We start from the raw sequence: 15,783 nt of genomic DNA on the forward strand, positions 1-15,783 counted from the left end.
CGTTTATTCTCGCCTGCTGGCTGGTGCAAGCCAGCCAACGCACCCTGCAACGCGGCGCCGAAAACTCCAGACCCAAGCGCCTGTAGCCTGTGTTCGGCAACCGCGTCACGGTGCGCATAGCACAGCAAACGCGGTCTGCTCGTAGGGTGTGCTGTGCGCACCGGGCGATGTGGGCTTATCAGCCCTTAATCACCAAGCTCAACGCCTCTTCAGCCAGCTCATCCAAACTCATTGGCCCGTCAGCGCGAAACCAGGTGGTGCTCCACGACAGCGCTCCGGTGAGAAACCGCCGCTGCACAAAGGGGTCACCCTTGAAATAGCCAGCGTCTTTGGCCTCGCCCAATACCGCCAACCAGATCTGCTCGTAGGTGTCGCGCAAGTTGAGGATGTAGGCCTGCCCTTCCGCTGACAGCGAGCGCCACTCATACACCAGCACCGCCATCGCTTCGCCAGTGCCGCCCATGATCGACTGCAATTCGCAACGGATCAGCGCCAGCACGCGCTCGCGCACGTTGGTGGCATCGGCAAGAGCAGCCTGCATCAGGGCGGTGTTGTAGCGGATGGTTTCTTCCATCACCGAACGCAGGATTTCGTCCTTGCTTTTGAAGTGGTGAAAGATGCTGCCCGACTGAATGCCCACCGCACCGGCCAAGTCGCGCACCGTGGTGCGGTCGTAGCCTTTGCTGCGGAACAGGTGAGCAGCGGTTTGCAGCAGCTTGCCACGGGCGCTTTCCGGGTCCGTGACTTGGCCCTCAACCACCAAGTCGTGCATCACCTTCTGGGCTTGTGTTTCATCCACGCGTATTCCCCCTAACCCAACGCCCGGCCTGAAAAGTGGCAAGTGCTTGTCGGCATTGGTGAAATTTAAGCGTGAAGCGGTAACCAAGCAAGCGCTTGGCAGTGCTTTCGTTAAGAAAGATAAAAAGGGGGCTTCCCTAACCAAGCGCTTGCTTGGTATGGTCACCCCATCGAATACGTGACGGACACAATTCCAATGACTAAAACCGTACGCATCGGCTGCGCCTCCGCCTTTTGGGGTGACACCTCTACCGCTGCCGCTCAACTGGTAAATAACAGCGAGCTGGATTACTTGGTGTTCGACTACTTGGCCGAAATCACCATGTCGCTGATGGCTGGCGCGCGCATGAAGAACCCCGAGCAAGGGTATGCCGGCGACTTTATTGAAGTGCTCGCGCCGCTGTTGCAAACCATCGCCAGGAAAAAAATCCGTGTCATCAGCAATGCCGGTGGCGTTAACCCGCAAGCCTGCGCCAAGGCCTTGGCTGCCGCCTGCGAGAAAGCCGGCGTAAGCCTGAAAATCGCCGTGCTGCATGGCGATAACCTGCAAAGCAAACTGCCCGAACTCAACAAAGCCGGCACCCGCGAGATGTTCACCGGCAACCCGCTGCCGCCCATGTGTGTATCGGTAAACGCCTACCTGGGCGCACCGGGCATTGTTGAAGCCTTGGCCTTGGGCGCCGACATTGTGATTACCGGCCGCGTGGTCGATAGCGCAGTGGTCAGCGCCGCGCTGGTACACGAATTTGGCTGGAGCTGGCAGGACTACGACAAGCTCGCGCAAGCCGCGCTGGCCGGCCATATCATCGAATGTGGCGCGCAGTGCACCGGCGGCAACTTCACCGACTGGGAAAGCGTGCCGGACTACGAGCACATTGGTTTTCCAGTGATTGAAGTCGCAGCTGATGGCAGCTTTATCGTCGGCAAACCGGCGGGCACGGGCGGCCTGGTGACGCCCTTTACCGTCGGCGAACAAATGCTCTACGAAATCGGCGATCCACGGGCTTACCTGCTGCCGGATGTGGTCTGCGATTTCACCCAGGTGCAGCTCACCGACTTGGGCAGCGACTGCGTCCAGGTCGACGGCGCCAAAGGCTTGCCCCCCACCGATCAGTACAAAGTCTCGGCCACCTACCCGGATGGTTTTCGCTGCACCGCCAGTTGCCTGATTGCCGGCATCGACGCGGTGAAAAAAGCTCAACGGGTGAGCCAAGCGATCATCAGCAAAACCGCAGAAATGTTCGCTGAGCGTGGCTGGCCGGGTTATGTGGAAACAAACATCGAACTGCTCGGCAGCGAGGCCACTTACGGCCCTCACGGCCAACGCCAAGACAGCCGCGAAGTGGTGGTAAAACTGGCCGTACGCCACGCGAAAAAAGAAGCGCTGGTCCTCTTCTCGCGCGAAATCGCCCAAGCCGCCACCGGTATGGCGCCAGGCCTCACCGGCATTGTCGGCGGCCGCCCGACCGTGTACCCGGTAATTCGCCTGTTCTCCTTTTTGGTCGACAAAAACGCCTGCACCCTGGACGTGGAACTGAACGGCGAACGCCACCCCGTTGCCCTGCCCAGCGTCGACACCTTGGACCCAGCGGCCCTGGCCGTAGCGACCGAAGCACCTCTGCCCCAGGGTGATGCCGACGCCAGTGTGCCGCTGGTGAAACTGGCCGTGGCGCGCTCCGGCGACAAAGGTAACCACAGCAATATTGGCGTGATGGCCCGTGAGGCTGAATACCTGCCGTGGATTGCTGCCGCGCTCAGCGTGGAAGCGGTGGCCGAGTGGATGGGCCATGTGCTCGACCCCATTAGCGGGCGCATCAACCGCTGGTATCTGCCCGGCTGTAACGGCCTCAATTTCCTCCTGGAAAACGCCCTGGGCGGCGGCGGTGTCGCCAGCTTGCGCATCGATCCGCAAGGCAAAGCGTTTGCTCAACAGCTATTGGAATTCCCCGTGCCGGTGCCGAAGGCGTTGGCGCAAAAACTGGATTAAACCTCGACGTAGGGTGTGCCGTGCGCGCCAAGCAATGTCCGTGTGTACCGTGGTGCGCACAGCACACCCTACAGGAGCAAACACCGGCATCCCCGCAAGGGTTGCAGAATCGCCAGAGGGACGCATACCTGCGCAACATTCTGGATTCCCGCCTGCGCGGGAATGACGGAGTAAAAGGCAGGAATGTCGGTTAAAAAACAAAAAAGCGAGAGCCGCACATGAGCTACGACTCCATCTACAAACCCGGCCTGTTCAGCGGCCAAACCATCATGGTCACCGGCGGCGGCAGCGGCATCGGCCGCGCTACGGCACATGAATTGGCTGCCCTTGGCGCCCATGTGGTGCTGGTCGGGCGCAAGTGGGACAAGCTGCAAAGCACTGCCGATGAAATCATCAGCGATGGCGGCAGTGCCAGTTGGAAAGCCGCCGATATCCGTGAAGAAGAGGTGGTGAAAGTGATGGTCGCCGAGGTGCTGGCTGAACACGGGCGCATCCATCATTTGGTCAACAACGCCGGCGGCCAATACCCGGCGCCGTTAGTGTCGATCAACCAGAAAGGTTTCGAAACCGTGGTGCGCACCAACCTGGTCGGCGGCTTCCTGGTGGCCCGTGAGGTGTTTACCCAAAGCATGAGCAAACACGGCGGCAGCATCGTCAATATGCTCGCCGATATGTGGGGCGGCATGCCCGGTATGGGCCACTCCGGCACCGCCCGCGCCGGCATGGAAAACTTCACCAAAACCGCTGCCGTGGAATGGGGTTACGCCGGCGTGCGGGTCAATGCTGTGGCACCCGGCTGGATCGCCTCCAGCGGCATGGACACCTACCCCGATTCAATGAAAAACATGATCCGCTCGCTGAAAGATCACGTGCCGCTGCAACGCATTGGCACCGAGTCGGAAGTGGCCTCGGCCATCGTCTTTTTGCTGACCCCCGGCGCCAACTTTATCAGCGGCAATACCGTGCGCATCGACGGCGCCGCCAGCCAGGGCAGCCGTGCCTGGACCCTGGGCAAAGCCAAGAGCGCCGAGTCGTATAACGGCTTTCACCGCGCCTATCTGCCCGACGTACTCAAACCCTCGGAGAAGGAGTAGCCCATGCCGGTCATTCAGTCCGAACTGGACACCAACAGCGCCGACTACGCGCGCAACCGCGAGGCCATGTTGGCCACCGTCGCGGCGTTTCGCGAGGTCGAGCAAAAGGTCTTGGACAAGGCAGCCGAAGCCAAAGCCAAGTTCGACAAACGCGGCCAACTGCTGCCGCGCGAACGCTTGAATTTGCTCCTTGACCCCGGCGCGCCGTTTCTCGAACTGGCTTCGCTGGCCGGCTACAAACTGCATGACGACAAAGACGGCACCGGCGCCGGTGGCGGCATTATTTCCGGCATTGGCTATATCGCTGGCGTACGTTGCCTGGTGAATGCCAGCAACAGCGCGATCAAGGGCGGCACCATTTCCCCCAGCGGCCTGAAAAAGACCCTGCGCCTGCAACAAATCGCCTTTGAAAACAAACTGCCGGTGGTAACCCTGGCCGAAAGCGGCGGCGCTAACCTTAACTACGCGGCGGAAATTTTCGTCGAAGGTGCTCGCGGTTTTGCCAACCAGGCGCGCATGTCCGCCATGGGCTTGCCGCAAGTGACGGTGGTGCACGGTTCCAGCACGGCGGGTGGCGCTTATCAGCCAGGTTTGTCCGATTACACCGTGGTCGTACGCGGCAAAGCCAAGATGTTTTTGGCCGGCCCACCGCTGCTCAAAGCTGCCACTGGCGAAGTGGCCACCGACGAAGAATTGGGCGGCGCCGAGATGCACGCACAAACCGCCGGCACGGCGGAATACCTGGCGGAAAACGACGCCGACGGCCTACGCATTGCCCGCGAAATTGTCAGCATGCTGCCGTGGAATGCCCAGTTGCCTCACCGCCCACGCAAGCCTGTGCGCGAGCCACTGTACCCGGCTGAAGAGCTGCTTGGCTTGATCCCCAGCGACGCGAAAAAGCCCTACGACGTGCGCGAAATCATCGCTCGCATTGCCGACGGTTCCGAGTACTTGGACTTCAAACCCGAGTTCGATAACCAGACCATTTGCGGCCACCTGCAGATCGAAGGCCAAGCCTGCGGTTTTATCGGCAACAACGGCCCGATCACGCCCAAGGGCGCGGCCAAAGCGGCGCAATTTATTCAGCTGTGCGACCAGAGCAATACGCCGATTCTGTTCTTCCACAACACCACCGGTTTTATGGTTGGCACCGAGTCGGAACAGCAAGGCGTGATCAAACACGGCTCGAAACTGATTCAAGCGGTGGCCAACGCCCGCGTGCCCAAGCTGACGATTGTCGTCGGCGGCTCCTACGGCGCCGGCAACTACGCCATGTGCGGCCGTGGCCTGGACCCACGCTTTATCTTCGCTTGGCCCAACAGCCGCACCGCCGTGATGGGCGGCGCCCAGGCCGGCAAAGTGCTGCGCATCGTCACCGAAGACAAGCACGCCAAGGAAGGCAAAGAAGCCGACCCGAAAATGCTCGACATGCTCGAAACCGTCACCGCGCAAAAACTCGACAGCCAATCCACCGCCCTCTACGGCACCGCCAGCCTGTGGGACGACGGCCTGATCGACCCCCGTGACACACGCAAGCTGCTGGGCTTTTTGCTGGATATTTGTGCCGAGGCCGAGGTGCGGCCACTCAAGGCCAACACCTTCGGTGTGGCACGGTTTTAAAGCATCGAACGTAGGTTGGGTTGAGCAAAGCGAAGCCCAACAACCGGGCCACAGACGCGACGCCTGTCCCTTGTTGGGCTTCGTCGCGGGGCTCCTCAACCCAACCTACGAATCACCGTATTACTGCTTTCCCGAGGAGAACAAGAAAAAATGATCATCACCCAGGAACACGAAGAACTTCGCCGCACGGTACGTAACTTTGTCGACAAGGAAATCAATCCACACGTCGATGAGTGGGAAAAAGCTGGGCGTTTTCCGATTCATGACATTTTCAAAAAGGCTGGCGAGCTGGGCCTGCTGGGCATTTCCAAGCCGGAAAAATTCGGTGGCATGGGCCTGGATTACAGTTACTCCATTGTTGCCGCTGAAGAGTTCGGCACCATCCATTGCGGTGGCATTCCGATGTCCATCGGCGTGCAGACCGATATGTGCACCCCGGCCCTGGCGCGCTTTGGTTCGGATGAATTGCGCGAAGAATTTCTCCGTCCGGCCATCACTGGCGAAATGGTCGGCTGCATCGGCGTCTCGGAAGTCGGCGCTGGCTCCGACGTGGCCGGGCTGAAAACCACCGCGCGCAAAGATGGCGACGACTACGTGATCAACGGCAGCAAGATGTGGATCACCAACTCGCCGTCTGCCGACTTTATGTGCCTGCTGGCCAACACCTCGGACGACAAGCCGCATATCAATAAATCGCTGATCGTGGTGCCGATGAACTCCCCCGGTATCAGCGTATCGCCGCACCTGGACAAACTCGGCATGCGCAGTTCGGAAACCGCGCAGGTGTTTCTCGACGATGTGCGCGTGCCGCAACGCAACCGCATCGGCCATGAAGGCGCCGGTTTTATGATGCAGATGCTGCAGTTCCAGGAAGAGCGTCTGTTTGGCGCGGCCAATATGATCAAGGGCCTGGAGTACTGCGTCGATGCCACCATCGAGTACTGCAAAGAACGCAAAACCTTTGGTCAGCCGCTGATCGACAACCAAGTCATCCACTTCCGTATGGGTGAACTGGCCACCGAAATCGAATGCCTGCGCGCCCTGGTGTACCAAGCCACCGAGCAATACATCAAAGGCCGCGACGTGACCAAACTGGCCTCCATGGCCAAGCTCAAAGCCGGCCGTTTGGGCCGCGAAGTGACCGACAGCTGCCTGCAATATTGGGGCGGCATGGGCTACATGTGGGACAACCCGGTGGCCCGCGCCTACCGTGACGTGCGCCTGGTCTCCATTGGCGGCGGCGCCGACGAAATCATGCTGGGCATCATCGCCAAGCTGATGGGCACCCTGCCGGGCAAAAAGAAGGGCTAAGCCATGACCTTACCGACCGTCACCACCCTGTTGCTCGAACAAGCCGAAGGCGTGCTGTACATCACCCTGAACCGCGCCGACGTGCGTAACGCCATGAGCCTGACCATGGTCGAGGAACTGCGCGCCGTGCTGCGTACCAGCGCCGCTGACGCCAGCATTCGCGCCCTGGTATTGCGTGGCGCCGGTGGACATTTCTGTGCCGGCGGCGACATCAAAGACATGGCCGGCGCCCGCGCCCGTACGCAAACCGACGGTGAAGACGCCTACCGCCAGCTCAACCGCGCCTTTGGTGCCTTGCTGGAAGATGCGCAGAACGCACCGCACGTGCTGATTGCCGTGCTTGAAGGCGCGGTGCTCGGCGGTGGGTTTGGGCTGGCGTGCGTATCGGATATCGCCATCGCCCACGGCAACGCCAAGTTCGGCTTGCCGGAGACCAGCCTGGGGGTTATTCCCGCACAAATCGCGCCCTTTGTGGTTAAGCGTATCGGCCTGACCCAAACCCGACGCTTAGCCCTGACAGCGGCGCGTTTTGACGGTGAAGAAGCACTGCGCTTGGGCTTGGTGCATTTCAGCGAAGCCGATGAAGCCGGTGTTGAGCAGCGCTTGCAGCAGGTGTTGGACCAGGTTCGCCAGTGCGCGCCAGGTGCCAACGCAGCAACCAAAGCGCTGCTGTTGGCCAGCGAAAACGAACTGCTGAATACCTTGCTTGACCAGGCGGCCGGGTTGTTTGCCGCAGCCGTGGTGGGTGAGGAAGGCGTGGAAGGGACGATGGCCTTTATGCAGAAGCGTAAGCCTAGGTGGGCGGTGTGATGGCTGCCCCGGCCGCACGCGCAATAGCTCCCCTCGCCCGCGTGCGGGAGAGGGGTTGGGGGCGGCGGCCAGTGAGAGGGAATCCTGCAAACACAATAAAAATAGGAGCGCGCTAACCCATGCCAGCCTTCAGTAAAATCCTTATCGCCAACCGTGGCGAAATCGCTTGCCGAGTGATGCGCACCGCACAAGCGCTGGGCTATCGCACCGTGGCCGTGTACAGCGAGGCCGATGCCGATGCCCGCCACGTCCAGCTTGCGGACCAAGCGGTAAATATCGGCCCAGCCCAGGTCAACCAGTCGTACCTGAGCATCGACGCCATCATCGCCGCCGCACAGAAAACCGGCGCCGACGCCGTGCACCCCGGTTACGGTTTTCTCTCGGAAAACGCCGCCTTTGCCCAGGCCTGCCAAGCGGCCGGCATTGTGTTTATCGGCCCCACCGTTGAAGCCATCCACCTGATGGGCAGCAAACGCCTGTCAAAGATCGCCATGCTCGACGCCGGCGTGCCGTGCATTCCCGGCTACGAAGGTGCCGAGCAAGACGATGCCGTGCTCAGCCGCGAAGCCGAGCGCATTGGTTACCCGCTAATGATCAAAGCCAGTGCGGGCGGCGGTGGTCGTGGCATGCGTTTGGTGACCGAGGCCAATGAACTGCTCGCGCAAATCCGCACCGCGCGCTCGGAGGCGCAAAACGCCTTTGGCTCCGGCGAGCTGATTCTGGAGCGCGCCGTGCTGCAACCGCGGCATGTGGAAATTCAGGTGTTTGGCGACGAGCACGGCAACATCGTTTACCTCGGTGAGCGCGACTGCTCGGTGCAGCGCCGCCATCAAAAAGTCGTCGAAGAAGCACCCTGCCCGGTGATGACCCCGCAACTACGCCAAGCCATGGGTGAGGCGGCGGTAAAAGCAGCGGCGTCGGTAAACTACGTCGGCGCCGGCACCGTGGAGTTTTTGCTCGACCAGAGCGGCGAATTCTTCTTTCTGGAAATGAACACCCGCTTGCAAGTGGAACACCCGGTCACCGAGCTGATCACCGGCCAGGACTTGGTTGCCTGGCAGTTACACGTCGCCGCTGGCCAGCCGTTGCCCCTCAAGCAAGACGACATTCGCCTCAGCGGCCACGCCATGGAAGTGCGTTTGTATGCCGAGGACGCCGCTAACAACTTCCTGCCACAAACCGGCGCCGTACTGCGCTGGGAGCCGGCGCTGCTGGACGGTATTCGCATCGACCATGGCCTGGTCGAAGGCCAACGCATCACCCCGTTCTACGACCCCATGCTGGCGAAAATCATCGCCTATGGCGCCACCCGTGACGAAGCGCGGCGCAAGCTGGTGCGTGCGGTGGAAGACTGCGTGCTGCTGGGCGTCAACGGCAACCAACGCTTCCTCGCCAACCTGCTGGCCCACGACGAATTTGCTGCCGGCCATGCCACCACGGCGTTTATCGGCGAACACTTCCACGCCGACCCCAGCCTGACCCCACAAGCACCCACCGCCGTGGAACTGGCCAGCGCTGCCGCCCTGCTCTATCAAGCAGTTGCCGAGGCCCGCGCGCATCAACCTGAATTGGCCGGTTGGCGTAACGCCAGCACAGCACCGTGGCGCTTTGTGCTCAAGCACGGCGAGCACAAATACCCTGTAGAACTGGCCGTACAAACAGCCGGCCCACAACCGCGTTTACTGGCCGGCATTGGCGAACAGCAACTCGACCTGCACTTGCTTAACCACGACGGCCGCTGGGCCACCCTCAGCATCGACGGCATCCGCCAACGCCTGGCCTACCACCACAGCCAGCAACACCTATGGTTGTACGGCCACAACGGCAACCTGGAACTGCTCGACATCACCCACGAACCGGTCAGCGCCGCTGGCGCCGCCGCCTCCGGCCATATCAAAGCGCCGATGGATGGCGCCATTGTTGATGTGCTGGTGAGCGAAGGCGATCGGGTGAGCAAAGGGCAACTGCTGGTGGTGCTAGAGGCAATGAAAATGGAGCATCCGTTAAAGGCCGGCTGCGATGGGATTGTGCGGCGGGTGCAAGCCAGCCAGGGCGACCAGGTGAAGAGTCGGCAGGTGCTGGTGGAGATAGAGGCTGAAACCCCAATCTAACCCCCACCACCGTCGTCCCCGCGCAGGCGGGGACCCAGAATTGCCTGGCGAGCAGAGATACCTGCACCAGCCTGGGTCCCCACCTACGCGGGGACGACGGACGTAACGTTAAAGATCTCCGTCCCCCGCAAAGACGGGTGTTTGCTATGCACGCGCTATCTAACAACAAAAACCAGGAGAAACCCGTTATGTCCCTATCCGGCAAAACCCTCTTTATCTCCGGCGCCAGCCGTGGCATCGGCCGTGAAATCGCGTTAAAGGCGGCGGCCGACGGCGCCAATATCGTGATCGCCGCAAAAAGTGCCGATGCCCACGCCAAGCTTGAAGGCACCATTCACTCGGTGGCCGCCGAAGTGGAGCAAGCCGGTGGCAAAGCCCTGGCCTTGCAATTGGATGTGCGCGACGAAGAGGCGGTAAAAGCCGCCATGGCCAAAGCGGCCGAGCATTTCGGCGGTATCGATGCCTTGGTCAACAACGCCGGCGCCATCAAGCTGGTGGGCGTTGAGCACCTGCCACCCAAGCGTTTTGACCTGCTGTTCCAGATCAACACCCGCGCGGTAATGGTCTGCAGCCAGGCCGCGCTGCCGTACTTGAAAGAGAGCAAGGGCCATATTCTCAACCTGTCGCCGCCTTTAAATATGGACAGCAAATGGTTCGCCCAACACGGCCCCTACACCGTGACCAAGTACGGCATGAGCATGCTGACCCTGGGCATGAGCGAGGAATTTGCCAAGTACGGCATCAGCAGTAACTCGCTGTGGCCGAAAACCATGATCGCCACCGCCGCCATTGAATTCGAGCTGGGCAGCCGCGAGGCCTTTAAGCGTGCGCGGGTGCCGGCGATCATGGCCGATGCCGCCTACGCCATTCTTAGCAGCAGCGGCCGAGCGATTACCGGGCGCTTGTTGATTGACGAAGATATCTTGCGCGAACAGGGCCAAAGCGAGTTCGAGCACTACCGCTTCGACCCGGCCGGCGGCCCGCTGATTCAGGACTTGTTTGTCGACTAAACCGGGTTTGCCCATCTGCCCGTTTGCCTCTGCGCCAGGGCCATAGTGCCGCTGGCGCAGGCGTTCTACAGTGCCGGCTCGTCTCTGACAAAAAGCATAACGACGCGCATATGAGCCAAGCCGACCTGATCACCCCTGCCCGCTTTATCGCCCACCTGCCCGGCGTATTCAGCCGCGTGCCGCGTATGTTGCGCGGGCTGTATTACGCCGGCATTCGTAACCGCGAAAAAAACCTGTCGCTGGCTTGGGCGCTGGAGCGCGCCGCCGACCTGTATGCCGATCGCCCAGCGGTGCTGGAGGAAACCCGCCAGCTCACCTACGCCCAGTTCAACGCCTGGGCCAATCGCCTGGCCCGCGCGTTAAAGAAACAAGGCGTGGCCCATGGCAGCGTGGTGGCGGTGATGCTGGAAAACCGCATGGAGGTGCTGCTGTTGCTGGCGGCGTTGGCCAAGCTTGGCGCAGTGGGCGCGCTTGTCAATACCACCCAGCGCGGGCAGGTGTTGGTGCATAGCCTGAACCTGGTAAAGCCCAGTCATTTCGTGATTGGCGAAGAACTGCGCGAACCGTTCGAAACGGTGCGCGAACAGGTGCACGGCAGTGACCGCCATTGCTACTGGCTGAGCGATGGCGACAGCTTGAATGCACCGGGCATCGCGCCCAAGGGCTGGGAAAACCTGATGGAGCTGGGCTGGAACGAGCCCAATACCAACGTCGCCGATAGCGCCACTGTGCGCCTGAAAGACCCGTGTTTTCTGATCTACACCTCGGGCACCACCGGCCTGCCAAAAGCCTCGATCATGAGCCACGGCAAATGGATCAAGGCCTATGGCGGCTTCGGTCACTCCGGCCTGGGCCTGACTGATCAGGACGTGCTGTACCTGACCCTGCCCTGCTACCACAACAATGCCGTGACCGTGTGCTGGAGCGCGGCACTGGCCGGTGGCGCGGCAATAGCCCTGCGCCGACGCTTCTCCGCCAGCGCGTTTTGGAAAGACGTTAAGCACTACAACGCCACCTGCTTTGGCTATATCGGCGAACTGTGCCGATACCTGCTTAACCAGCCGCCGTGCGCCGAGGAACAGCAAAACAGCCTCACCTGCATGATCGGCAACGGCCTGCGGCCATCAATCTGGGGCGAGTTCAAACAGCGCTTTGGCATTGAGCGGATCACCGAGTTCTACGCTTCCAGCGAGGGCAATATCGGCTTTACCAATGTGTTTAATTTCGACAACACCGTGGGCTATTCGCCAGCCACCTACGCCATCGTCCGTTACGACCTGGAGAACGACAGGCCGCTGCGAACCAAGAAAAACTTTCTGCAAAAAGCCGACAAAGGCGAGCCCGGTTTGCTGATCACCGAGATCAGCGCCAAATGGCCGTTCGACGGCTACACCGACCCGGCAAAAAGCGAAGCGGTGATTCTGCGTAACGTGTTTAAAAAGGGTGATGCCTGGTTTAACACCGGCGACTTGATGCGCGATATCGGCTTTAAACACACGCAGTTTGTTGATCGCCTGGGCGATACCTTTCGCTGGAAAGGTGAAAACGTCTCCACCACCGAAGTGGAAAACGCCTTGGGCGCCTTTGCCGGCATCGAAGATGCCGTGGTGTATGGCGTGGAGATTCCCGGCACCAACGGGCGTTGCGGCATGGCGGCGCTGCGGTTGGCGCCGGGGCTGCAACTGGATGGCGCTGAACTGGCCGTGCACCTGGACCGTGAATTACCGGTCTATGCCGCGCCGTTGTTTGTGCGGCTGCTGCGGGAAGTCGAGACAACCGGCACGTTTAAGTACAAAAAGAACGACCTGAAAACCGCCGCGTATAACCCGCTGCTGGTGACCGACCCGCTGTTTGTGCGCTTGCCGGGCAGTAGTCGGTTTGAGGTATTGGATGGGCAGGTATACGAAGCCATTCAGCAGGGGCTGCATCGGTTCTAAGGGGGCAAGGGAGATGGATTTTGCTGTGTGCCGCCAACTTATGCCGACGAACAGCGATTAGGCTCCCCTCTCCCGCTTGCGGTCGCCCGGACAGGGGAGAGGGGCTTATTCAATGGCGAAACTTAAACTGCAACTCCGCCCCTTCCACCGTATCCATGTAGTTGGAATCGCGGTCCTGGTTGCGGCTGCGGTCGTTGGTGATCACCCGCCCGCCCACTTCAAAGGGACTCTGCTCGCCGGGCTTTTCCGCGAACATTTGCGGTAACAACGCCGGGTCGGCGGTTGCGCTCGGCGCCGGACTGGCACCGGGCGTGACAGCCACTTCCGGCTCCAGCTTGTTCACCATGTCTTTAGGCAAATGCAGATCCAGCTTGGCTTTGGGCACCTGAGCCTGTTTCACCGCTGCGCTGGCTTTTTGCTGTTGTGCGGTCTGCGGTTTGTTCACTTGCAGGCGCTGGATTTTGTCCGGTGGCTGCGGCGGGCGCGCCTGCACTACGGGCGCCTCTTTGGGCTTTTCGGCTTCTTTTACCACCGGAGCTTTAGTGGGTAGCGGCTCCAGGGTGGTTTTGATCAACGGTTCCAGGGGTTTAACCGTGGGCGTCGGCGCGGCCTTGGCTGCCGGTTTGGCCGCCGGTTGTGCAGCAGGTGCCGGGGTTTCAGCCACAGCCGGCGCCGCTGGCGCAGGCGGCGTTTTCGGTGGGGTCGGGTCTTTGTCGCAGGCGCCTAACAACAATATGGCGATCAGCAACCCAGACGTTTTTTTCGCAATCATGGGAAATCGTCGAACTCGGCAGAGGCCAACATGCTCGCGCGCTCAGCCGTCCCTGGCAAGCGTGCATTCCAGGCAACGGCTACGCGCCGGCCCTTTACTGCTGACCGTGCAAAGCCCGTAAACGTTGCAACTCAATGCGTAAATCAAGCTGCGGATGCAGTTGTTGCAAGGTATGAAGTTGCTGCTCGGCGAGCTCGGCGTGGCCGTTGTCCTGAAGCTGAATGATCTGCCTCAGGCTTCGCTGCAGTTGGGCTTGGTCGTGCTTGGCGTCGATTTGCGCTTTGCTCGCCAAGGCCGAGGGTGATGCAGGTGCGACGGCGTCGGCAAACGGTGCAGCCGCCGCTGGAGGCGCCGCTTCAGTGTTGTTGAGTTGCTCATTGAGCTCACCACTGATAATCGCCGGTTTGCGCATTTCCGGGCGCGCGCGCGCTACCTCTTTGGCGACCGATTTCTTTTCCATCTGCGGCTCGGCGGCGTAGTACGCATCAGGATCGCTCGACTGCGCCTCAGGCGCCGGCGCCATAACAGGCGCAGGTGCGGGCAGCGAAAACGACAGCGGCGCCGCGTCAAACTGCTGCTCGGGAGCGCGTTCCAAGGTGCGCATTGCCAGACCAACGCCAATACCCAAGGTGGCGATGCTGGCAAAGGCCATCGACCAACGGGCGCGCTGGCTACCACCAAACAACCAGCCATGCAGACGACTAAGTACCGGCGGCTGTTGAACTGCACGCGCTGTAGGTGCCAAGGCCGCAGCAGCATGGGCGTGAGCCGCCGCCAGAATGCGCGCATCCAGCTCGGCAGACGGTTCCTGTGGGCTGTGCCGGCGGTAGTGCTCAAGCATCGCCTGGTCCAGCTCGGCGCTTTCGCGGGGGTCGTGCGTCATAGGGATACCTCGTCGGCGGTGGCCGGGTCCGTCAGCAACCGTCGTAACTTGCTCATGGCGTAACGCAGGCGGCTTTTCACCGTTTCCGCCGGGGTTTGCGTTAGCGCCGCGATTTCGCCCAGGTCCAGATCGCCATGGGCACGCAGGAGAAACACTTCTCGCTGCTCAGCCGGCAGATCATCCAGCGCCGCCTGCAGGCGCTGTTGATCACGGGTCAGGCTGAGCTGTTGCTCCGGGTTGGGTTGGCTGTCGGCCTCGCCATGCAGCTGTTCGTCGTACTCGTCTTGCAGGTATTGGCGCTTGCCGTGCTTACGCCAATGGTCGATCAGGCGGTTTCGCGCAATCTGGTACAGCCAGGTGCTGAACTGCACCGCCTCGCGCTGCTGCGATTCGCTGCGGATCACGCTCATCCAGGTTTCCTGGAACACTTCCTCAGCCAATGCAGAATCGCCGCACAAGCCACAGAGAAAACGGAACAGGCCCAGGCGATGGCGTGCGTAGAGCACGGCAAACGCCTGGCTATCACCCTGGCGATAGCGACGCAGCAGCTCGGCGTCGCTAACAGGCAGGTCTGAGGGTAAGGGTGCGGCTGCCACGCTAGTCGACCTTGGCCATGGTGGTGGAAGAAGGAATGGCGGCAGTTTGCAGGCTCTGCGCCAGTTCTACCAGTTGTACAAACTCGGCACGCAGGCCGAAGTGGTCGTCGCCCTTGGCGCTGCGGGCCAGCTTGGCACTGGCGGCCAGGTCAAAGCCCTGGGTGTATTGCCCGCCTTTAAGCTGCTGGGCAAAAGCGGCAACCGCCGCGGCAAAGCGCAAGTCAGCACTGGCATCGGCAATGGCCGGCGCCTTGGCGTCGGCGGCTATCGGCACTTCCAGCAGGCGGCTTTGCTCTTGGTCTGGCGCTTTGTAGCGGATACGCAGCAGGGCCATTTCACTGGAAGCGGCGCGTTTGCTTTCGGCCTGCCCGTAGCGCAACGGCTCCAGCCAACCTTTGTTGCCGGCCGGGACGATTTCATACAGCGCGGTAACGGTATGCCCCGCGCCGATTTCGCCAGCATCGACCTTATCGTTGCTGAAATCTTCACGCTTCAGAGCACGGTTTTCGTAGCCCAGTAGACGGTATTCGCTGACCTGCGCGGGGTTGAATTCGACCTGAATTTTCACGTCTTTGGCCACGGTTACCAGGGTTGAGCTGAGCTGCTCGACCAGCACCTTGCGCGCTTCACGCAGGTTGTCGATATAGGCGTAGTTGCCGTTGCCAGCGTCGGCCAATTGCTCCATCAACTGCTCGTTGTAGTTGTCGGTGCCAAAGCCCAAGGTGGTCAGCGAGACACCGGTTTTGCGCTTGTCGGCGGCGAGTTTTTTCAGGCTGTCGAAATCGCTGATGCCGACGTTAAAGTCGCCGTCGGTGGCCAGCAAGATGCGGTTGATGCCCTTGGCGATAAAGCCC

At 61.0% G+C, this 15,783-nt stretch carries 13 protein-coding genes; 8 read left to right on the forward strand and 5 right to left on the reverse strand.

Annotated elements, in window-relative coordinates:
- Positions 1 to 178: 178 nt before the first annotated feature.
- Positions 179 to 799, reverse strand: a complete 621-nt coding sequence (locus AAAB16_RS25750) for a TetR/AcrR family transcriptional regulator (RefSeq protein WP_340665922.1) — start codon at positions 797 to 799, stop codon at positions 179 to 181.
- A 195-nt stretch (positions 800 to 994) separates the two neighbouring features.
- Between AAAB16_RS25750 and AAAB16_RS25755 the strand changes: the two genes are divergently transcribed.
- From AAAB16_RS25755 to AAAB16_RS25790, 8 genes are all read left to right on the forward strand, one after another.
- Positions 995 to 2,785 (forward strand): acyclic terpene utilization AtuA family protein, encoded by a 1,791-nt coding sequence (locus AAAB16_RS25755; RefSeq protein ID WP_340665923.1) that lies wholly within the window; start codon positions 995 to 997, stop codon positions 2,783 to 2,785.
- Positions 2,786 to 3,003: 218 nt separating this feature from the next.
- Positions 3,004 to 3,879 carry an SDR family oxidoreductase gene (locus AAAB16_RS25760; protein WP_340665924.1) on the forward strand — a complete coding sequence of 292 codons (876 nt, stop codon included), beginning with the start codon at positions 3,004 to 3,006 and terminating at the stop codon, positions 3,877 to 3,879.
- A 3-nt stretch (positions 3,880 to 3,882) separates the two neighbouring features.
- Positions 3,883 to 5,499 carry a geranyl-CoA carboxylase subunit beta gene (gene atuC, locus AAAB16_RS25765; RefSeq protein ID WP_340665925.1) on the forward strand — a complete coding sequence of 539 codons (1,617 nt, stop codon included), beginning with the start codon at positions 3,883 to 3,885 and terminating at the stop codon, positions 5,497 to 5,499.
- 150 nt (positions 5,500 to 5,649) lie between these two features.
- Complete coding sequence (gene atuD, locus AAAB16_RS25770) at positions 5,650 to 6,810, forward strand: citronellyl-CoA dehydrogenase (protein WP_340665926.1); 1,161 nt, start codon at positions 5,650 to 5,652, stop codon at positions 6,808 to 6,810.
- A 3-nt stretch (positions 6,811 to 6,813) separates the two neighbouring features.
- A complete protein-coding gene (locus AAAB16_RS25775) occupies positions 6,814 to 7,620 on the forward strand; it encodes an enoyl-CoA hydratase-related protein (RefSeq protein ID WP_340665927.1) in 807 nt (268 codons plus the stop codon).
- A gap of 119 nt (positions 7,621 to 7,739) precedes the next feature.
- Entirely contained in the window at positions 7,740 to 9,731 is a 1,992-nt protein-coding gene (locus AAAB16_RS25780) for an acetyl/propionyl/methylcrotonyl-CoA carboxylase subunit alpha (RefSeq protein ID WP_340665928.1), read from the forward strand.
- Positions 9,732 to 9,919: 188 nt separating this feature from the next.
- On the forward strand, positions 9,920 to 10,741 hold the full coding sequence (locus tag AAAB16_RS25785; RefSeq protein WP_340665929.1) for an NAD(P)-dependent oxidoreductase: 822 nt from the start codon (positions 9,920 to 9,922) through the stop codon (positions 10,739 to 10,741).
- 110 nt (positions 10,742 to 10,851) lie between these two features.
- Entirely contained in the window at positions 10,852 to 12,678 is a 1,827-nt protein-coding gene (locus AAAB16_RS25790; protein ID WP_340665930.1) for a long-chain-acyl-CoA synthetase, read from the forward strand.
- A gap of 109 nt (positions 12,679 to 12,787) precedes the next feature.
- Here AAAB16_RS25790 and AAAB16_RS25795 read toward each other — a convergent pair whose 3' ends face one another.
- The 4 genes from AAAB16_RS25795 to AAAB16_RS25810 all read right to left on the reverse strand — a co-directional run.
- Complete coding sequence (locus AAAB16_RS25795; RefSeq protein WP_340665931.1) at positions 12,788 to 13,450, reverse strand: hypothetical protein; 663 nt, start codon at positions 13,448 to 13,450, stop codon at positions 12,788 to 12,790.
- A 94-nt stretch (positions 13,451 to 13,544) separates the two neighbouring features.
- Complete coding sequence (locus tag AAAB16_RS25800; RefSeq protein WP_340665932.1) at positions 13,545 to 14,333, reverse strand: hypothetical protein; 789 nt, start codon at positions 14,331 to 14,333, stop codon at positions 13,545 to 13,547.
- A complete protein-coding gene (locus AAAB16_RS25805) occupies positions 14,330 to 14,929 on the reverse strand; it encodes an RNA polymerase sigma factor (protein WP_340665933.1) in 600 nt (199 codons plus the stop codon). The genes AAAB16_RS25800 and AAAB16_RS25805 overlap by 4 nt, the downstream gene beginning before the upstream one ends.
- Position 14,930: 1 nt before the next feature.
- On the reverse strand, positions 14,931 to 15,783 hold an 853-nt coding region (locus tag AAAB16_RS25810; protein WP_340665934.1), incomplete at its 5' end, for a YfbK domain-containing protein.

This window comes from Pseudomonas sp., assembly GCF_037994325.1.
In the GTDB taxonomy this organism is placed as follows: domain Bacteria; phylum Pseudomonadota; class Gammaproteobacteria; order Pseudomonadales; family Pseudomonadaceae; genus Aquipseudomonas.